This window comes from Roseibium sp. MMSF_3247, from assembly GCF_030733765.1.
GTDB lineage: Bacteria > Pseudomonadota > Alphaproteobacteria > Rhizobiales > Stappiaceae > Roseibium.
Genome location: NZ_JASHII010000011.1, coordinates 16,600 through 37,156, shown reverse-complemented (window position 1 = coordinate 37,156; position 20,557 = coordinate 16,600). Strand labels below are relative to the sequence as shown.

Sequence of the window (20,557 nt, the reverse complement as noted above, 5' to 3'; positions counted from 1 at the left end):
ACTCTTACATCTCGATGTAAAGCTGCGCGGCATTCAAATTGGTGCCGTGAATATCGATCAGCTCCGGATTTGCATCCAGGAAGGCTGTTTCATCAAAGGTGATCGAGCGGCCTTCAGCCAACCCAAACTCAAGGAAATGCAGAGCGCCGGCCTCCGCATCCGTACCAAAGACCTCAATCAGGTCCTGATGAGAGGCTATGTATGCCATTGCGGAGAAATCGATGGTCCGCCCTTCGCTCAGCCCGTGCTCGACAAAGTGCTGATAGAGCAAATCCTCATTTGTACCAAAGGCTGCAGCAACATCTGTATAGCTAGCAGCATATTCCAGTAGTGAAACTGTTTGATAACTTGCAACATCCAAATTCAAGTCATCGAACGAAATGGTCTCCACACTTTTGAGCTGATCAATTCCATGGTCGCTGTGAACCAGGATGGGCCGCGTGTCGAAAACATAGATTTCAGCATCCGCCCAGTCGAGATTGACTACAAACGTATCAGCACCACCACCGGCATCCACCACGTTGTCCAGCATGTTGCCGACAATTGTGTCGTTGCCCGCGCCGGTCACCGCGTTTTCGATGTCCGCGCCATAAGCGATCGAGATGTTGTTCACCATGCCGGCGGCGCTTGAAAAAGCGCCTGGATTGAGGTCGAGCACAACATTCCCTGCGAAGCCGCTGAAATCCAGGGTGTCTTCACCGCCCGCATCCCAAATCGAGAGAACCGGGTTTTCGTTCTTGGTGAAGTCGAAAAGCTCAGAGTCTGTATTTGAATTGAACCCGTAGACGGTGTCGTCCGTCCGTGTGGTCATGTTGGCGCCATACTTCGCCTGGATCGCCGCGATGTCATGGAGCATCGGCGTTTGTGCGTAATAGTCACCAAAATCAGCGCCCGTATTCTCCTCATCCCAGTAGGACATGATGGAGTACTGTTGGCTGTCTTCAGTGTAGGCGGCGTTGTTTTCATAAGACAGACGCGTAGAACCGGCGTTGTAATCGCCCGGATGCGGCTGCCCGATGGCATGTCCGATCTCGTGGACAATCACCTTGAAACCATAGTCGCCGATCTGAGGGTTGGTGTTGAAACCCCAGGCGCTATTGACCCAGACATCGCCGCCCCAACTGCCCTCTGTCGGCAAATAAGCATGTGCAGCAGAGTACTTTGCCAGTGTCGAAGAATTGGCAAAACTTATGATACCAGTCCCCGGATAGGTCTCGACAAACGAGATGTCGGCGACATCGCCCCATGTCGACACGGCAAGCCGTGCGATGACCTCCTGCTTCTCATTAAATGAGTGAAATCCGAGATACTCATCTTCCCCAAATGCGTAATTCGGAACCACGCTCGCGAAAGAATAGGTTACTGGGAAGCTGGTATTCCAGGATGCGTCACCCCGGTTCAGCTGAGTGATGATTTGGTCAATCGGTGTATTCGCGCCTGTAGCCAAGGCATTGCTTTCATCCCCAGAAGACGCTCGAAAATGATCGAGGCCGTCACAAGCGGGGTGGTGACATAATCCACACATGCGCCATCATTCGGAGACAAGTAATCCCCGTCCCTGTTCAAGAGTTTTTCAGGTGATTTCCTGATTAATTTTTGATGAGGACAGGATGCCTCGAAGGCAGAAAATAAAAGTGAACAAAAAGCAGTTTTATTCTGTATCCAAAGTTGTCGTTAATATATTTTGAATTTGGAATTAAGGAAAAATAAACTTAAAACTCTTCTAATCAGATTTATATTTTGTTATTGTAAATGAAAGTTAATAGTAAAAGCTCGGTTTACAATTTGGGTTCGTGGTCAGGAGTGCCGCCCCTTCCCCGGAAGCGCAATGTGGTCCCATAGCATTGGCAATACGGGGAAATTTGAGGCCGGTGCGCTATCGGCGAGCCCTGAATTCCGTATGATCAGGACGGAGGAGAAGGGGGAGTCTCGGCTGTCCATCCCTTGATCAACGCCGCGCTGGAAAGGCCTTCTGGAGCCGATATCGGACCATGGGCACTTCACCGGGATGGCATCCTCAACCGCGTCAGCCGGGCAAATTATAACCGGATCCTAAAGCAGCCGTTTCAAAACGTGTCACCCCCTGCAACGACCTGCACCCTTGCCAAAGTTTATTTGCAGAGCTTTTTCGCGTAACACGGCCGATCTCTCTTAACGGGCGACCATCTGATTGTCGGCGTTTACAGCCGTTGGCTGCATTTCAGCTCTCCGCGAAAAGGCGATCTTGGGTTAACGCAATCACGTGACCAGGTCCGCGTTCACGCCCGTCACCTACAACCTTTTATTTCGCACTAGGTTGTAACGGGTGATTTTCGACCATTTTCTAGCAGTGCATCGCAGCACAAAAAAGCACCGCCCAGATTACAAAATAGGCAATTCAATCAATGTAGTGGGGCCTCAAGACTCGCAATGAGCCAGCAAAAACACAGTGGTGATGGTTGCGTTGCGTCATTCTTACTGCGATGCAGCACGTCGCCGGGGCGCCGAGGCGTGGTAAAAAATCAATTAATTCATAACATTAACGAAAATTTAATTTAACTCTTGATTTACCAAATAAGCTGTGGCTTTCATTGCACCCAGTGCGAGCAATTATTTATATTCAGGGTTGAGTATCATGACCATTGGAACTGAAGCTCTTAACGAGAACATTTTTCTCCTTTCTGAAGAAGAGCAGGACGAAGTTAATTCCATTCTTGAGGGATTTGAGGTCGACGAGAGCGGTAATCTCGTCCGGACAACGCCGCCTTCTGGGCCGTCCGGTGACATCATCCCAGGCGTTGAGCCGGAGCAAGTCGTCTACGATGTGTTCGTTCCCGGCGAAGATGTTGGAACGCTTTCAGACGACAGCAACGACGGAATTTTCATTCAAGGTGGCGGCGATCGTACGGTTGATGCATCGTCCCGTACTGAAGATACGACCATCATCGGTGGCGAGGGCTCCGAAGACGTTTCTACAGGCACTGGCAACGACCAACTCGTTATGGGTGGCGGCAACGACAACGTTCGTATCGGCGGTGGTGAAAACCGTATCCTGCTTGGCGACGGTGACGATGTGGCGGATGCAGAGGGCGGCAGCGCTGCCGCGTCCGCGGCCCAAGGCGGCGCTAGCCCAGCGGCCTCCGATACGTCAACGCCATCCTACTTCGATAGCGACCAGTATCTGCGTGACAACGCCGACGTTGCGAACGCTGTCGCAAGCGGCGGCTTCTCGAGCGCTTATGAGCACTTCACCAACCACGGTCTTGGCGAAGGGCGCTCACCGAACGCCAACTTCGACAACGCCTACTACCTGTCACAGAACGCGGATGTTGCTGCCGCAGTCGAAAGCGGCGTGTTCGGATCCGGTCTTGAGCACTTCATTCTCTTCGGCCAGTTCGAAGGACGTCAGCCGTCTGCCGAGATTACAATCGAGAAATATCTCGATGCGAACCCGGATGTTGAAGCAGCAGTCTCTGCAGGCATCACCGACGCCTTTGCACACGCCTTCCAGTTTGGCGGAACCGAAGGCCGCGCAACCTCTGCGCAAGACACCATTGACGGTGGCGCAGGCAATGACACCATCCGCGGCGGCCTCGGCGACGATACGCTCGATGGCGGCACTGGCAACGACATCATCGACGGCGGTGCGGATGACGACGTTATGACCGGTGGGGAAGGCGAAGATACCTTCGTCTTCGGTGCGAACAGTGGCATCGACCGGATTACGGACTTTGAGGCCGGTGTCGACAAACTTGACATCACCGCGCTGGACACCACGGCTGCTGACTTGGTCACGGGCGTCACGTCCGATGCAGACGGAAATGCAGTTGTGACCTTCTCTTCCGGCAACACCGTCACATTGGTCGGTGTCAGCGCATCGAGCGTCAATGACGGTTTCTTCTCTGACAACTCTTGATACTGAGGTCTGAAGTCAACGTACAAATCTGACTAGAGTACGAGTTTTGGTGGTAAAGAAATGGGCGGCGAGATTGTGACGGTGAGTTTGCAATCCGCTGCCCCTTTTTTTGCGGTTGACGAGACCAGTCTCTGCGCAGTGTGCGAGATCGAGACGGATCCAAAGCTCCTTGTGCAAAGTGTTCTCGCGAACCTGAATGTTTTCTACACCGCCTACAGCCAAGCGGGCCGGCCACCGTTTCTGATTGTCCGTTTCCCGCGTCACGCGTTTTCGCAAGCGCACAATCGGGCTGTCCTTCGACCGCGAGATCCCGATCAGCCGATCCTTGTCATCGACAATACAGAATTCACGGGCGAAATAGGCCTGGCGCACAGCGAACGCTTTGCGGACCTGGATAAGATCGAGATATTGGCTCGGCTTTTCTGTCGGCCGGCCGAGACTCTGTTTGACTATGTGAGCAGCCAGGCAACAAGCATACTGGCAGACGAGTACAAGGTGTTCGACGGCGTTTCTTTTTTTGAGGTGCCGCTTCGAACCCCGTTGGAGCCGTTTTCAGTGTCCAAGTCGACAGGCGAATTAAGGCCGCTCAGACATGACGGGGGTAAAAGCACCGAACGCGAAGCAACATGGTTTTTTTGCAACGCGCTGCCGGATACCGAAGACCTCATCTTAATCGGCGATGGTGCATTCTATATTGTTCGCCGCACCCAGGCTGCGGACAGTTATGCGCAACGGTCCGTCAAATTGCCGGCAGCGGCAGCGCTGGCGCAGCGGGAAAAGCTTGGGGCGTTCCTTCATCGGTCGAACAAAGACACTGAACAATTTTCGAGGTTCGTAGCCCTTCAAAAAATGCAGAACGTCAGCGCGCAAACTTACTCCTGGCGGGAAGAGGTCAGCGCGGTCGTCGACACCCTTGTTGGCCTGAACGACGCGATTTTCCTGGGTGGAGAATTCAAGGATCCAACGGGGCTCGTTGAGACCATCACTGTCAGGACAGCCTTTGGGGAAACACTCGCGTTGGATCAGTTCATGGTTCGGCCGAAAAACGCAAAAGACAGGTTTTGTGCCCTGATACCGGTGAAACGCGGCGGCAGGAACAATGTCCAGATCCGGGGGCAGGTGACACTGGCATCCGGATCTTTGGCTGCGATCGCATCTCCTTTCTGGACAGGAGACCTCAACGCAGCACGCACGAGAATATTGTCCGCTTTGCCTTCAGCAAGTTTGACGGAAGACGTGTTGGAAAAGGTTGTTGGTCCAGCCCTCAAGAAGGCCTATGACACCTATTACGAGCGCCCGATAGCGGAAGAAGTCACGCCTTTCGGTCCGGTTCTATCGGCACCTGACTGCACATTGATCATTCCTCTTTACAAGGAATACGGCTTCATAAAGCCGCAGCTTCAGAGTTTCCACTTTGACCCGGAGTTTAAAAACACTGAAGTCGTTTACGTGCTGGATCGGCCGGAGGATGCTTCTGCGGTCGAGCACCTTATCAAGGGCCTGGCTCGGATCTACAAAGTGTCCGTCCGCCTCGTCGTAAACGCAAAAAACGCTGGCTTTGCCGGGGCCTCTAATCTCGGTGCCAGCGCCGCAGCGTCCGACCTCCTGCTGTTTTTCAATTCCGATGTGGTGCCTGGTCAATCGCCGTGGCTCTCCAACTGGATCACCCGGCATCGCTCGACGGTATTGGTCGGGGCAAGCGGACCGCGGTTGCTCTATGCGGACGGATCACTTCAGCATGCCGGGCTTTATTCTGAAAAAGATCTGATGCCTTGGTACACCAATCATCACTATTTCAAGGGTTATCCCGGGGATTACCCAATGGCTCTGGAAAGTCGCCCAGTCCCGGGGGTAACCGGTGCCTGTCTGATGATGGAAAAGGACCTGTTTGAAGACCTCGGCGGGTTTGGAGATGAGTTCGTTGTTGGTGATTTTGAAGATTCTGATCTATGTTTGAAGGCAATCGAGGCTGGACGGTCGAACTATTATTTCGGTGACATATCACTTTATCATTTTGAACGGGCATCCATGAACCAAAGCCAAGCCTATACGAAGTCTGGGGCGGTCCGATACAATGGATGGCTTTATTCGGAAAAGTGGAAGGACGCCTTGGACAGCATTGCTCAGCCTGAGGCCGTTTGATTTGAAAGTATTACATCTGGCCCACAACCATCCGGCCTTTCACGCTGGAGGCACGGAGATCTTTGCAAAGGAACTGTCGGCAGAACTGGAGAAATCCTCCGGTGTTTCTTCGACATTCCTGGCAGCCGCCCTGAAACAGCATCGCCGCCCGCATCCTGGAACCTCTTTCGCGATGGAGCAGGAACACCCGGCAGACTTTGTCATCACCGGCGGGCATTTCACGCCCGTTTCATTGAGCCAATCCGACACCTTTGGGTTCTTGAACGAATTGGCCCGGCTTTTGACCGACCTGCAGCCGGACATCGTTCATATTCATCATATTCTACTGTTCGGGATCGAGACCTTTGCTGTCATTCGAAATGCCGTGCCGGATGCCAAGATCGTCATGACGCTTCATGACTATTATCTTATCTGCGCAAATGACGGCTTGATGCGAACAACGCAAGGGCGGCTCTGCGAGACTGCGAGCCCAACAAAATGCAGCAGATGCATTTCAAGCGAAACGGAAGTCACAATGGCGCTGCGCGAACAAACGGTTCGCACAGCCCTCCGGGTCGTGGATGAATTCGTTGCGCCTTCAGAATTTCTCAAGTCCGTTTTTGTGAAGTGGGGCTTAAGGGCGGACAACATCCGCGTGATCCATAATGGATATCCCCTGTCGACCATAGAGACCCCGGCACAGGAGACCATTTCCCCGTCCTATGACTTCGGGTTTTTCGGTCACTTGAACGAAGCCAAAGGCGCGAAGGTCTTTCTGGAAGCATGCAAACGTCTGCAGGATCAAACCCAAGGAGCTGTGAACGCCGCAGTTTACGGCAGTGACCGATTTGCGTCTGACGCCCAAAAGGAAGCACTTGCGGAATTAAAAATCGCCTTGAGAGGCAAGGTCAGCTTCTTTGGTGATTATGACCGGCGAAACGTGGTTCGCTTGATGCAGTCCGTACGCTGGGTGGTCGTACCTTCGGTCTGGTGGGAGAACGATCCCTTGACTGTTCAGGAGGCCAAAATCGCACGTCGGCCGATCTTGTGTTCTGATATTGGCGGCATGGCCGAGCGTGTGGTGCCGGGAAAAGATGGCTTTCATTTCCGCAGCGGGGATGCCGGAGCATTGGCGGGCCTGATGCAGGAGATCGTCTCCGGCTCCAGGTCCCTTAAGAAAACGGAAGATGCTTCGACGGCGATGCCAGGATGCGTAGAAGCTTATAAGGAGGTCTACAGAGATGTTCTCAACGACCGTCCGTAATCTGAAACTGCACCTTCCTGAGGGCTTTCAGCACGAATTGAGGCTTCCGGCAAAAGATGTCCCGCGTCCCGGAAACGCCTTGTTGATCAGGGGGCATATCATTGGGGATGGCCCATCGGAAGCGCAGCTTCAAGTCGCGGCGTCTAGCCAACCGCTCCGCTCCTGGCCGGTCGAGGTCACAGAGGTCAACGGGCAAAAACGCTACGATTTGAGCGCTGTCATAAACCTGCTTGGGTCGCCGGAAAAAACCTTGGTGTCGTTCCAGTTGGTCGGCGACAACAACTGGCGGACACCGGTTGCAACGGTCGAACTACTGCGGCAAAGCGAAGCGGATTCAATTGAATGCATGCCGGGGATCTTCGTCGTCAGCCTCGGCAGGTCCGGGTCAACAATGTTGATGTCGGCCTTGGCAGCGCATCAACAGGTGGTCGCTTACGAGCGTCACCCGCTTGAAACCCGGATTTCGCAACAATACGCCCGGATCGCCAAGACGCTGACAGAACCTGCGGATTTTTTTGACACGGAACTCGAGGCGTTCGCACACACCGGCAAGGTGGCATCAAATGCCTATTTGCGTCCGGACGGCGACATCATTGATTTGATGGACACCACCTTGGGCAACCAGAACATTGTCCATTGCCAACAACAAGTGACAAGCTTTTATCGCGGGCTCGCCGCTCGGCGGCAGAAGACCGCTGGCATGTTTGCCGAAAAATGCATTCCGCATATGGCTTGGCTGAACCTCTTGAAAGACCTTTATCCGGGGTCCAGGGTAGTCTTGCTGGTGCGCGATTTTCGAGATGTTTACCGGTCGGTCTTGGCCTTCAATGCGCGGCGCGGCTTTAATGCATTTGGGCGGGAGGCCGTTGCAAATGATGTCGACTATATCGATGCTTTGGCCCGCTCGGCATCCGCCTTGATGGCGGTTGCCAAAGAGGACGGCGTCGTGCTGATCAAGTATGAAGATATTGCCACGCGTCCGAAGGAAACCTTCTCAGGTTTTCTTGAGACATTGGGGCTCGAGGCTTCACCAAGCAATCTGGATCTCATGGCCGCTGCCCTGAACAAGGAGACACCGGAATCAAACCGGCATCGCACGGCGGGTTCGGCAGAGCAGTCCGTTGGACGATGGCATAAGGAGACATCCGCAGCAGAGGTCGCCCGTTTCCAACAACACCTGAAACCCGCCCTTGAGTTTTTTGGCTACAGTCTCTGAATTTAGAACACCGCTAGTGGCGCTGCTGTCCCGGATAAAAGACGATAAGAAATGAACATTTCGGACCTATATGCGCAGCAGAGGCAAGTCGACGACTTCGAGAACTGCGATTTCTATCACACGATTGATTTGAGCCATCAGGAGACCGTCTGGGGTCACGTTGATTTACGGGGCCGGGAGCAGGACTATTTGGGTGGCTGCGAGCTGGACGGAAAAAGCGTGTTGGAAGTCGGTCCGGCGACCGGGCACCTGGCCTTTTATATGGAACAGCAGGGGGCCAATGTGACCTGTCTGGAGTTGCCACAAGGAAACGTAGGCGATCTCGTGCCAAGGACGGATCTTCAGAACTGGGATCAGATAATTGCTGACCGGCGGCGGCATCTGGATCGGATCGTTAATGGATTTTGGTATTGCCACCGCAAACTCGGATCAAAAACGAACGTTGTCTATGGAACTGTTGAGGATCTGATCGCAGCCGGGGCCAAGTTTGACGTCGTGGTCCTGGGCGGCGTTTTGCTTCATCTCCGGGATTTGCAATTGCGCTTGCAACAATTCGCGGGCTTGGCGCAATCCGAGCTCGTCATCACTGAGCAGTTGCTGGCACCTCTGGATCGCTCCGATACGGCGCCACTGGTGTGGTTGGCACCGACCAAGGGAAACGGGGTGTGGGATCATTGGTGGCGGTTTGGGCCAGGCTATTTTGCAGGATACTTGCCAATTTTGGGGCTTTCAGACCTCAAGGTGAGCAAGCACGAGCAGAGTTGCCTCGGTAACATGTTTATGCATTTTACAATCCGGGCAAGACGAAATATCTAGAGACTTGTTTCGATTACATCTAGGCAGGAACAAGCTTTCCGTGCACTGAATATTGGAAGAGTGGGGTGTGGACGTGATCAAGATTTTCATCGCAAATGACAAAGGCGGCGTGGGCAAGTCGTTGGTGGCGCAGTTCTGTGTGCTGGCCCTGGATGCCAACGGACTGGACCCTGACATCATCGAATATGACAACCAGCCCAAGATGCGCTCCATGTTTGGGGCAGACCGGGTTGAAACCAATTCAATCGGCCTCAGCGCGGACGGGAGCCGGGATCAGGATGAGGGCGTTGTCTCTTGGGATCCGCTTTTGGAAAATCTGTTGAGCAACAACTCCTTTGTTGTCGATTTTGGCGCCCAGGCTTGGGCAGGGTTTTCGGAGTGGGCGGAAAGCATTGACCTCGGCCAATATTACAAGGGTAAGGGGCTTTCGATCATCGTGCCTGTGACGGCAGACCGCGAAGCTTTGAACGGGGCTATCCGTGTTTTGAAATCAGCGCGGGAACTTCTGCCGGCTGCAAAGATCCATGTCCTGAAAGTCAACAAGGACGGCGATGTCGACGACCTTGAGGGCATTCCGGAATATAAGATGTTGTTCACAATGATAGAGACCTGTAAGGCCAAGGTAAAAGACCTACCGACCTTGCGGGCAAAAGGATTACCGGTTCTCTTCTCGTTGAACTATTCCCTCGACAGGATTGTGAATACGCCCTTGGAGGATCTGCCTCTGGGTGATCTGCCGATGGCCTCACGCGCGAGGTTGATCGCCTCCGTGAAAGACTGGTTGGGCGAGGCGAACAAGGTGCTCCTATCCGCGCTCATTTCAGTCAAGAAGGTTGGTGGGACACGCCTTCGGCGCCGATAACATCAAGCTGAATTTTGGGATTTAAGTCCAGAAGCTACTTCGCAAGATCCAGCACACCCGTTGCAGTGGCGAGGACCAAAACCAGAATGCCGATGAACAGGACTGTGTTCACCTTTGCATAAAAGGCGTTGGACCGAACGCTGCGCTCAAGACCTGCGAGCTTTTCGTTTGTCTCGCCCGTGGAACTTTTGATCGCTTTTATCGCCGTGTCGGTCTGCATGATCTGGTACGACAAGGTGTTCAAGGTTTCATTCAACTGCCTTGGGGTGACCTTTTCGACCGTATCGGCCATCCCGATCAAAGCCCGTTCATTGCGGCTCGAAGCTGCGAGCAGGACTTTGCGGGTCAGCTTTATGGTTTCGGACAATTCGGCAAGCTCACCGCGCACTTCTCGTGTGTTGCTAAGGTTTGGAGCCCAGGATCGTTTCAAGGGGATGTCTGTTCCTTTCACCACGACCATGAGATCATCCGGATCAAACTCGTCCAGGGCGGGAAGCTTGAAGGTGAAGGCACATTCACCAATGCCGGCACGGCTCAAATCCTGACGAGACTCATTGGCTGTGACATCCCCAAGGTGCGTGTCACCATAAAAGACTTCAAGTTCAAGTGGTTCTGACGGCGTTTCTTCAGATTTGGCCCAACCGGCGACAGAAGATGCATCGAGACGATCTATTTTGCCCTTAAATGCGCTAATTTGGTTCATGAAAGACACCTGTAATATATAATCGAGACTGTGCTATGGGAATGCCATGGAGCCTGTCGAATATCCGGAAGCAACGAGCGTGCTGCATTCGGCACAGGCTCTGGGAACAAACTTGTCACAAGACTCAGTTGCAAATTGTCTTATGGATTGCAAGGGGGATGAATGCGTCGGTCGATTTTGTTTGTCCAACCAAAGCTGCCTGGCCAATTCCGGCAACAAATTGCGGCTGCGCTCGCCGACCCGAAGGCCGACGTTCTTCTCATCTCCAACGCCAGTTTTGGCGTCTCAGATGTACCGAAAGGGGCCATTCACGAGTTCTATGGCAACCCGTCACCGAAGGGCCGGGTTGATCCGTTATGTGCGGAATATAACACCGCGATTGCCACCGCCGCCGAAGTTGAAAAAGCGGCACAAAAACTGAAACAACGGGGATATTCGCCGGATACCATCATTGCCTATTATGGCTACGGCGAGAGCTTGTTTCTGCGGGGTGTGTTTCCGAATGCCCGGATCGTCACGTTTTTCGAGTATTTTTACGGGCTCAAGGATGGTGCGATGAATTTCGATCCGGAGTTTCGTCAACCAGAAGCCGAAATCCTGCGGCGGAGCAAAGCAAGGAACTCGGTCGCCCTTTTGGCGCTGCACGACTGTGATGAAGGCATCGTACCCACCAAGTGGCAGCTGTCGCGCATGCCGGAAGAGTACCGGCACAAGATCAAGATCGTTCCGGACGAAATCGATCGGGAGCTCAACACGCCGAACCCAAACGCGACCCTCCGGATCGCAGGACGCGAATTTTCAAGAAGAGACCAGATTGTGAGTTACTGCGCGAGAGCCCTGGAGCCGACACGTGGAATACATATTTTTATGCGATCCCTTCCGCGGCTAATGAAAGAGGCTCCGGAGGCGCATATTGTAATCGTTGGCAAACCGGCGACGGCTTATGACCCTCCATTGCCGAATGGAGAGGCATACATTGATAAATATTTGAGCGAAATCAAGGACAAAATAGACTTGAAAAGACTGCATAGGGTTGGTTGGTTAGAGCGAGAGGATTTGACCGCTTTGTTCCAAGTATCCAGTTGCCATGTCTATTTGACAACGCCTTTTGTAGCATCGTGGTCGTTGAGGGAAGCACTGGCCTGTCAGACCCCAATTGTCGCCTCAGACACGGCGCCGGTCAGGGAATTCGTGGAACACGGAAAAAACGGGTATCTGGTCGACTTTTTTGATTACAATCGGATTGCTGAAACCGTATCTGCAACGCTCAACTGCTGACCCCAGACCCAAGAACTCCTTCAGTTTAGTGTAGACTCTGTCCCAATCAGGAGACAGACGGAATGAAGCGTTCTAGGTTCACAGAAGAACAGATAATCGGATAACGTATAAATTCTCTCGCACATTTTCGGTTTGAGACGGGGGGTAATCATCCATTTTTTTGGGGTGTCCATTTAGAGTTTCAATTTATAATCGCACAAATCGGTTTTTATTGTATCGTATACTTTCTCCAGAGGCAGATGTTTAATGCAATTACAACTTCCAGAAAGAAAGTATTTTGAGTTTTTGACCTCGCAAGGAGCGCAATCACGATCGACGCTAACAAATTTGGAGCCACGGCCAAGAGGAGCCCGTGTGCCAGGGTTTGTCGGACCAAACAAACCAAGCGTAGGTATACCGAGAGCATGGGCAATATTCATTAAGCCACTATCATTAGAAACGAAATAATCACAATATCTCATTGCTTGAACCATTTGTTCGATGCTGCCGCCGGTCAGGTTTTCTGTATTAGGAACGTATTCCGCTTCTACGCCAAATGATGCTACTCGATGCCCATCCTCGATTAAGAGGTTGGCCAATTCTTCGAAATAAGGCCAACGTTTGCTGACCCAGAATCCATCCTTAGACCCTCCATGTATTCCAATTACCAGAGCCTCTTTTTTATTGTCTAACTTACTTGATGGAATCGATTTCAACTCATTCCCTATGAAATGTTGATGTATGTCGGCACTAGAATAATCCACTCCAAGCAGGGTTTTTGCGGCTTCGAGGTTGAATATAGTTTCATGTAGTTCTCCTCCAGGCGTGAAATTTCGCCAATCTCTAGAATGAACAATAAAATTGGCTTGGAAAGGAACAACAGCAGCACCAAAGCTATGAGTGACGAAAACAACATCGTATTTCCGCCTCAATATATTCTGATCTAAGCAGTAAACTGAATTTACGTATTTCTGATTTTGCAACAGGAACAGGCTGTGAGAGTGATCTTCGGCAACTACAATATCCACTTGGCAAGAGAAATGTTCAGAGATGCGACGGATCATTGGCCCAACGTGGAGCATGTTTCCGATGCCCGAACCTATACCAATCAAAATTCGAGAAATTGCTGCGGATTCTATCCGTCTCAGCGCCGTTTGCTGTTCCGAGTATGAGAATTTGTTGGAGTTTTCAAGCGCACGATCAGATAGCATTTTATGAAAGGCTTTATTCGTGTAGACCTTTTTAATAGTGTCACTCCATATTTTAGCGTCCTCGGGCAGCACAACTCCTGAATCACGTAGTAGAAATGGTACGTTTCCTTTGTCAGATCCTATAACTGGTTTTCCGTACCTTTGGGCTTCAATACAAACACGACTAAATGTTTCAATAAATTTGTAACTTGGAACAGCAACCACACGCGAATGACGGTAGATTACATCCATATGCTCTGTATAATTGAGGATCGTAACATTCGAAAGCCCACGATCTTTTACATTAGATATTGCTATTTCTAGATCAGATTGGCTTGCAATCGCCACAAACTGTATTTCAGGGCACAGCTCGGCCGTTTCTAGAATAAGATCAAATCCTTTGATAGCACGAGTGTTGACAAGAAGAACGTAGTCACGCAAATCCCCAATCACTTCTGCAGATAGGTCATCAGAATTCAAAGAATTATCAGGTTGAACTTCGTTTGGAACAGAATATATTACAGGGGGACGAAATGAAAAACCTTCCTCTAATACTGATTGTGTATACTGAGAATTGCCGTAGACTACAGCTCCGCGCACAATATTACGAAAGTCGGCTCTTGTTATTGGTTCTCGGTCAAAATTTCGGAAAAACTCGGTGTCGCCATTGAAGCTGCCAAGGCAATCCCGCCAAAAATGCACACCATAAATGACCGGTATTTCAAAATATCGTGTAGCTTCTACCGCTTCATACCCCAAACCTGACAATACATGAATCAACCGAACTTGATGCTCAAATACAAACCTTCGCAAAGCCGTCGAACTGTCTTCGATGAATGCGAAGTGGCGTCCGTCAGGTTTATTGATACCTGCTTCACCAACGCGTTCAGGCGTAGTTCCGACAGTTATTGTATTGTATCCCAGAGCCTCATAGTGTTCACACATCGAGTGTAAAAAATGCTCTCCTCCACCAAATTTCGTTACACCATGACGAGACATTAATACTACAGTTCCGTGGCGCGCAGCGCTGGTGCGTTTTCTCAATGTATCTGGATCAAATGCAAGAGACATATCAAACATGGAAAAGAATGAGCGATATTTCTTTAAATCATTGGCTAGTTCTCCAAGATTGTCTAGTAATCCAACTTCACCAAGAGAAAGAAGCGCATCCACCCGCCATGCTTCGCACCAACCTGAACCGGATGGGCAGGGTACGCGGACCAATCCGGCCCATCCAGGAATTGAAGTTTTAAAAATCTCGAACCAATTATCTCCCGGCTGTGGAAGTTCAAAATCCGCAATTATTATCCAATCAATGTCGTTGTTAGAAAAGCAGTTTAAAATGTTATCAGATGAAGCAAGGTGTTTTTTGTCTTCGGATTTTCCAAGTACGCTTAGGCAATAAACATCTTTAGAGATAGGATTAATTAGGCTTATGCGGTCTAGTGGTCTATAAATTTCATCATCCACTAGGTGTTTAAGAGCGCGAACTTGATATTGTGCACCCTGGTGGTCGGGTTGTATCGCTAGTATTTCTTGAGCGCTCGCAATGGCCCCTTTTACATCATTTGAAGCAAGCTCGATACGACTGCGCAGATTTAACGCCACTATCTTTTGACCGGTTGAATAATTATCCCAATCTAAAGCAGACAATGCGGCTGTGAACCGCTTAAGATGTATCAAAACGTGGGATTTATCTAAGGAAATAGGGTGTTTGTTTTTACTGTCTAGTCTTTCTGCACGCTCTAAAATAGAAAGACTTTCTTCCATGATGCGGTTGCGTGTATTTGTGTTCTCTGGCAATAATCCAAATCTAAGCCTACAACGGCCTAACTCAAACATATATTGTGCGTTTTCGGGAGATATTGCTGACGCCTTTTGTAGAAGTGGGTACGCCATTTCCCAATTGGCCTCGCGCATGTAAGCAACGCCACTATAAAAGTTTGCAGGTCCATCTTCCGGATTGATAGCTAGAACCTGTGATAGAATTGTTCTGGCATCACTAGGTCTGCCTTCGTACGTGTAAGCACGGGCAATTTTAAGAAGCATATCACAGTATTCATTTGAAATTCTTTCGCCTATAGGATAAATTTCTGTAATTCCTCTCCAATCGCGGTTTTGAAAAAGGTCCTTTATCCGATCAGCCAATACTGTCTTATATAAGTAAGAAAATTGCTCTGCAGCTTTCTGAGATGTAGATCTATTAATAAGTGATCCAGCGTCTAATAGTTCTTTTGCGATCCCCTCCGCTTCCAGATTTCTATCTCTAGCTTTCTCCAACCGCTCAGAGTTAGGCGTAATTTCGTTCAATTTTTTTAGAATACTCAAATGCTTTTCCTCCAATAAGTATTCGCAAAAGGAGGAGTCTTGTAAGAGTAAAATTAATTGTGTTCTCGATGTCGAAGCGGCTTTAATGTTATTCTTGTTTTCTTTAGGGATCTTCGCCTGCTCAGTAATCCAATCTATTGCGTCATCGGGTATAATCTCCGGATCGTGTGGTAATGTTTCATTGCTGATTATTCCAGGCAAAACTTTTGTTCTAAATTCTTTAGACTCCAAAACTCTACCGACTACATTTTTCGGCTTCCATCGAGCCATTTCTAAGACAGTAGCCTGTGGGCTTGCGGCGCGGCCTAAGAAAACTCTGAAAACGAAATGCACCCCGTTTGATCCGGTTTCGTTCGTCATGTTAACCTCTGGAAGAGTGGGTCTAGATGCGGCGAACTGCCAATATGATTTGTAATCGCATTACATAGAATACCGACGTTTGCATTTCTATCAAACTCTATGTTAATAATACTTATTTTTTTGAGTAAAGGCTATTTTTTCTTTTGTTCATTATCAAAAGACAACGCTATTTAGTATAGTTTTTCTTCAATAAGTTCTGATTTAACAGCAATATTAATTTTTCTTTTGCAAGACGCTCTCTCATCGTTAGTTATATAAACCGACCTGGCAAGCGCAACGAACTCCGGTCCGAACTGCTCATTCGATTCACACACCCTGATTTCATCTTCGATGATCCATAATTTTTGGTTTATCGACCGCAAATCATCAATATAAGAAAACGCTTCATTGTCAGGGTTCAAAAGGTCCCCGGCGACTTCCATCAGAAGATCGAGTTCTTTCTTGACGTTCGCGAATTTGGATGAACCGGGTTCTGCATACTTTAATTTAAGTTCCAAAATCGTTATTTTGTCCAGCAATTCACCCGCAGATATGGGAGCAGAATACTTCATAGAATAACCTCATTTAAGATACTTATTGGATAGCTCAAATATCAAATCGCAAACGCGTTCCACTGAAATAGAAGCTATACAATTGCATTTACCACTGTCAAACTTTTTCCGGTTTGAAACCTCGCATGAAGAGCAACCATTAGGGATAAGTACCTCGGATTTTGAGTTAATTGGCCCACGTGTCTGGGGGTTAGTCGGCCCGAACAGTGCAATCTGAGGCATACACAGAGCGGCAGCAATATTCATAAATCCGGAGTCATTGGATACAAATAATAAGCATTTTTGCATACAGCTTGCAGACCGGCCTAGATCGAGACCGGTTTTGTTTATAGTACCTTCAACGTATTCTTCAGGTGCGCCATAAGACTCCACTGTCCAACCGGCATTAGAAAGGTAGTGTGCTAGTTCTTGGTAGTAAGGCCATTGTTTTGTCGCCCACTTGCCACCTTTACTGCCTGCATGAATACCTAAAATCCGACTATTAGGATTGTTCCATGTAAGATTGCTGAAAAAGTAGTCTTTTTCTGTGATTTCGGGTAATTCAATTTTCAATGCCGTCCCCGCAACCTTTGCGTTATGACGGGCCTCGTGTAAAGCACTTGCAGGGTTGAAAGCACTATGTTTCTTCAAATCAAATACAACGTCTGCATTCCATGGAAGATCTATGCTGGCAAAAGAATTTGTAAGTATGATTTTGTCATATGTTTTCGCGATTGGAATCTGTGACAGCTTGAAAATGCTATTTACGTAGTTGTTTTCGCAAAATATCTGATAGCTATTTCCGCTATCAGCAGCAAGTGCAACATCAACCCTCACATTGTAATAAATAGATAGTAATTTGATCAACGGGGTCGTGTGTAAAATATTCCCTATTCCGGTTCCAACACAAACAAGTATCCTGTTTTTTTCATATTTGATCAGTTCTTTTAGGCTGCTCTCAAATCGCGAATAACTCCATTCTTTCGAGTGATCGACTGCTTGTTTTGATCGAAGCTTATAATAAACCTCATCCTCGTATAATTTAGTGATTTCATTCGCCCAAATAGTGGGGTCTTTTTCAAGATTCTGTCCAATATCCTGAAGCAACTTGTCCACATTACCTTCATTTGAACCAATCACGGGTTTGCCGTGGCGGTGCGCTTCAATAACAATTCTGCTAAAGGTTTCTTTAAAATCATAACTCGGAACGATAGTTACAAAGCAATTCTTGAATAGCTGCGTTGTGTCTTCTACTCGGTCTATTAATTTGACGTTTGACAAATTCTTTTTAACTATCGAGTGCTCGAGAACAGACTTGTCTGATTGACTCGCGATTATCACAAAATCGATATCAGGTAACCGCGCCGCAATATCTAACGTAAAAAATCCACCTTTGTTGGCTCGGCCGTTGAGTTGTAACACGTAACCCTTATGGGTTTTGCTCTGTAGGTGAGCCTTGTTTATGTTGTCTGTCGGAAGCGAAGGAATTATCGATGGATAAACGCCAAATTTTTCAAACACATGTTGTGCTGTGTAGTTCGAATTTGCGTACACTGTGCCATTTGAGGCCAACAATCGAGAAAACTCTTCTCGTTTTGGTAGTTGGTCCGGGCGTTCAAACGTATGTCCGTTCGGTAGCCAATCTGAGTAAATGAAATCCCTCCAAAAATGAACGCCATGGATGTGAAATACCTTCAGTCCTCTACATGCCATTGCCATGGCGTACGAAGAACCAGAAACAGAATGTACAATGGAAGGTTTGTGTTCGAGCAGTACTTTTCGTAACGTTTTCGGGTTTTCTTCTACGTAGATTGTATCATCATTGTCGTCTGTATTTTTTTTGCTTTTACTTCCAGAAAAACCGAGAAATCTTACCTCAAAACCGGATTCTTCATAAATGCTTGCTGCGTTAAGTAGAAAACGCTCAGCACCTCCGAATGCGTGTTTTCCGTAGCGAGACACCAGTAGTACTGTTGGATTACGATTATATCGAAAATCGATGGTAGAAGAATTCTCAGTGTATGTTTTATTTAATAAGTATTCTTTCTCGACCGTAGATACTTCTTCGCGGATAACAGAATAGTCTTTTGTTTCACTATTGAGAGTGTACTTGAATCTCAGTTGACCAAAATTGAAGTGTATATTGCCACGAACACGCGACCAAAATACTTCCCGATCTGGCAAAAAACCAACAAAACTCGCCCTATCATCACCCATTTCATATGAGCCATAATATTGGAGTAGATTACTCAAAAACAATAAATCGTCGTTAGGGTCTTCTACATCTAAAACTTGAAGGGCGAGTTTATGTTCCCCTAGGTAGATATATAAGCGAGTAAGGAGACCCCTAAATTTTTGACTGGCTTCGTTTTTGCTCAAAGCCTTTTTTGCAAATGCTAAAGATTGAAAAAGGTCTTTTTGATGGAAAGCTATTTGAGAGATATGATACTCAGGGAGGCCATCTCGCCGCCCATCTTCTATACTTTTTAACAAAAGAGACTGTGCGATGTGCAATACATCATATCTTGGCGGGGTTATCCCAAAATCACCGTGTAACAAGCGCAAAGCAAGTTGACCGGTATTCAATACTCGGTCTGCGGTAGTTTTATGATGCAGTGCCATTAGGCGTACCGTAAATGCATCATCGAGTTTATTTTGTTGCTCCAGTGATAAAGATAGATGCCAAAAAAGGTCGGCAGACAGTGGAAACCGGTTTAGCCCCAGCCGACATAATTTTTCGCAATCGACATCTCTACCCTTTTTTAGAAGTATCAGAGACTTCTTGCTTAAGTAATATTCATCACACCCGAAATTATCCAAATATACATCAAGTGCTATGTCAGACGCATTGGGATTTTTCTCAGGATTTATTTTATCTATTATGTGTCCAAAGGCAGTTTTTTCATCATCATTATCGTTTCTTAAAACAGAGTTATTTAAATGAAAATATATATGTTCGATCGTAGAGGAGAAATCACCTGCATTGACTGCTTCCAACACAATTTCGTTGGTTGGAACAGTCATATTTGAAAAATTAAATAGAGAAACGACATCTTTTATCTTATCAGACGAAATTTCACTAAGGATATCTAAAAGTTCTAGCCAAACGGCTGACGATCCGACATCACCAACAGTCTTCTGGATGTAGATGGTTTTACTTGAACGCTTTCCAATAAATTCTAATTTGAGAACTTGATCTTCTGTGATGTCAATCGGTATTGTAAAGCCGGCTAAGTTTGTATCTAAATTGTTTCCGATCACATCCGGCCGAGTAATTGTTGGTAAATATTTCTTGCCTTGGAACGAAATACAGACTGGACTAAATTCATTTTCCTCATAGCACCATCCTCTAATGAAATTAGTAGCCAAATGTTCTACATTGTATCTTACTGTCATATCTTTCCTCTGAATATAGCTATTCTCAATACTTGTTGCGGATCGACACGTCAGGCGCTAGTTGAGTTTTTTCAATTAATTTGGAATAGGTTGATTTTATTTGCGTTAAATGAATTTCATCAATATCGGCAGTAGATGTCGAGCGTTTTTTGTAGGGGGGGATGAATAAGGTTCGAGGTGAAAAAAAACTCTGTATTATCGGGATGTTCCTGTAAAGCGTTTCATACCGTACGCATATAGTTTCTACTTCGTTGTTATTTGTCCAAGAGTCGAACATAGCTTCGTAATTTAGGGCGTCGTTTGTAAATATATCAGTATCCGCCGGATCTAGGTGCCCGGAACCACAATTCTGAAAGTGTTTGGGATCATACCGATGTAGTTTAGTTGAAATGACCGAGAGTACGGGGTCAGAAAATAGAAAAATCGCCTTCTGTGCAAAGGAATAATTTTTTGGTTGAAAGCTGTGTGTTTTTTCAACATCAGTAACGATGTCCGGGGTTGTAGATCCTGCTGTAAGACCAGCTAGAGCGCGATACATTAGTGTTGTACCAGACCGTGGAACTCCGGCGCATACAATAGTTTTGTTTGTACTCATTTACCTATCCTTTTGTATCCGCCA

13 protein-coding genes are annotated in these 20,557 nt (G+C 48.1%); 7 read left to right on the top strand and 6 right to left on the bottom strand.

The annotated features are described in order from the left end of the window. Positions 1-4: 4 nt before the first annotated feature. Positions 5-1,447: a M10 family metallopeptidase C-terminal domain-containing protein gene (locus tag RBB44_RS23805; protein WP_306150178.1), complete on the bottom strand. Its 1,443-nt coding sequence runs from the start codon at positions 1,445-1,447 to the stop codon at positions 5-7. 1,167 nt (positions 1,448-2,614) lie between these two features. On the opposite strand from RBB44_RS23805, the gene RBB44_RS23800 reads away from it, so the two are divergent. The 6 genes from RBB44_RS23800 to RBB44_RS23775 all read left to right on the top strand — a co-directional run bounded on the left by RBB44_RS23800 (position 2,615) and on the right by RBB44_RS23775 (position 10,174). Then, positions 2,615-3,895: a calcium-binding protein gene (locus tag RBB44_RS23800; protein ID WP_306150177.1), complete on the top strand. Its 1,281-nt coding sequence runs from the start codon at positions 2,615-2,617 to the stop codon at positions 3,893-3,895. 60 nt (positions 3,896-3,955) lie between these two features. Next, positions 3,956-6,037 (top strand): glycosyltransferase family 2 protein, encoded by a 2,082-nt coding sequence (locus RBB44_RS23795; RefSeq protein WP_306150176.1) that lies wholly within the window; start codon positions 3,956-3,958, stop codon positions 6,035-6,037. 1 nt (position 6,038) lies between these two features. Further along, positions 6,039-7,280 (top strand): glycosyltransferase family 4 protein, encoded by a 1,242-nt coding sequence (locus RBB44_RS23790; RefSeq protein WP_306150175.1) that lies wholly within the window; start codon positions 6,039-6,041, stop codon positions 7,278-7,280. Then, positions 7,258-8,496, top strand: a complete 1,239-nt coding sequence (locus RBB44_RS23785) for a sulfotransferase (RefSeq protein WP_306150174.1) — start codon at positions 7,258-7,260, stop codon at positions 8,494-8,496. Before RBB44_RS23790 ends, RBB44_RS23785 begins: the two co-directional genes overlap by 23 nt. Positions 8,497-8,547: 51 nt before the next feature. Next, the gene (locus RBB44_RS23780) at positions 8,548-9,312 is read left to right on the top strand and encodes a bifunctional 2-polyprenyl-6-hydroxyphenol methylase/3-demethylubiquinol 3-O-methyltransferase UbiG (RefSeq protein ID WP_306150173.1); all 765 of its coding nucleotides are present in this window, start codon (positions 8,548-8,550) and stop codon (positions 9,310-9,312) included. 73 nt (positions 9,313-9,385) lie between these two features. Then, positions 9,386-10,174: a hypothetical protein gene (locus RBB44_RS23775; protein ID WP_306150172.1), complete on the top strand. Its 789-nt coding sequence runs from the start codon at positions 9,386-9,388 to the stop codon at positions 10,172-10,174. A 34-nt stretch (positions 10,175-10,208) separates the two neighbouring features. On the opposite strand, the gene RBB44_RS23770 is transcribed toward RBB44_RS23775, so the two are convergent. Continuing rightward, the gene (locus tag RBB44_RS23770) at positions 10,209-10,877 is read right to left on the bottom strand and encodes a hypothetical protein (RefSeq protein WP_306150171.1); all 669 of its coding nucleotides are present in this window, start codon (positions 10,875-10,877) and stop codon (positions 10,209-10,211) included. 162 nt (positions 10,878-11,039) lie between these two features. Between RBB44_RS23770 and RBB44_RS23765 the strand changes: the two genes are divergently transcribed. After that, complete coding sequence (locus RBB44_RS23765; protein WP_306150170.1) at positions 11,040-12,155, top strand: glycosyltransferase; 1,116 nt, start codon at positions 11,040-11,042, stop codon at positions 12,153-12,155. Positions 12,156-12,328: 173 nt separating this feature from the next. Here RBB44_RS23765 and RBB44_RS23760 read toward each other — a convergent pair whose 3' ends face one another. The 4 genes from RBB44_RS23760 to RBB44_RS23745 all read right to left on the bottom strand — a co-directional run bounded on the left by RBB44_RS23760 (position 12,329) and on the right by RBB44_RS23745 (position 20,533). Beyond that, the gene (locus RBB44_RS23760; protein ID WP_306150169.1) at positions 12,329-16,012 is read right to left on the bottom strand and encodes a glycosyltransferase family 9 protein; all 3,684 of its coding nucleotides are present in this window, start codon (positions 16,010-16,012) and stop codon (positions 12,329-12,331) included. A gap of 170 nt (positions 16,013-16,182) precedes the next feature. Continuing rightward, complete coding sequence (locus tag RBB44_RS23755; RefSeq protein WP_306150168.1) at positions 16,183-16,563, bottom strand: DUF6165 family protein; 381 nt, start codon at positions 16,561-16,563, stop codon at positions 16,183-16,185. A gap of 9 nt (positions 16,564-16,572) precedes the next feature. Then, positions 16,573-19,938 carry a glycosyltransferase family 9 protein gene (locus RBB44_RS23750; RefSeq protein ID WP_306150167.1) on the bottom strand — a complete coding sequence of 1,122 codons (3,366 nt, stop codon included), beginning with the start codon at positions 19,936-19,938 and terminating at the stop codon, positions 16,573-16,575. A 25-nt stretch (positions 19,939-19,963) separates the two neighbouring features. Continuing rightward, positions 19,964-20,533: a hypothetical protein gene (locus RBB44_RS23745; RefSeq protein WP_306150166.1), complete on the bottom strand. Its 570-nt coding sequence runs from the start codon at positions 20,531-20,533 to the stop codon at positions 19,964-19,966. Positions 20,534-20,557 lie beyond the last annotated feature (24 nt).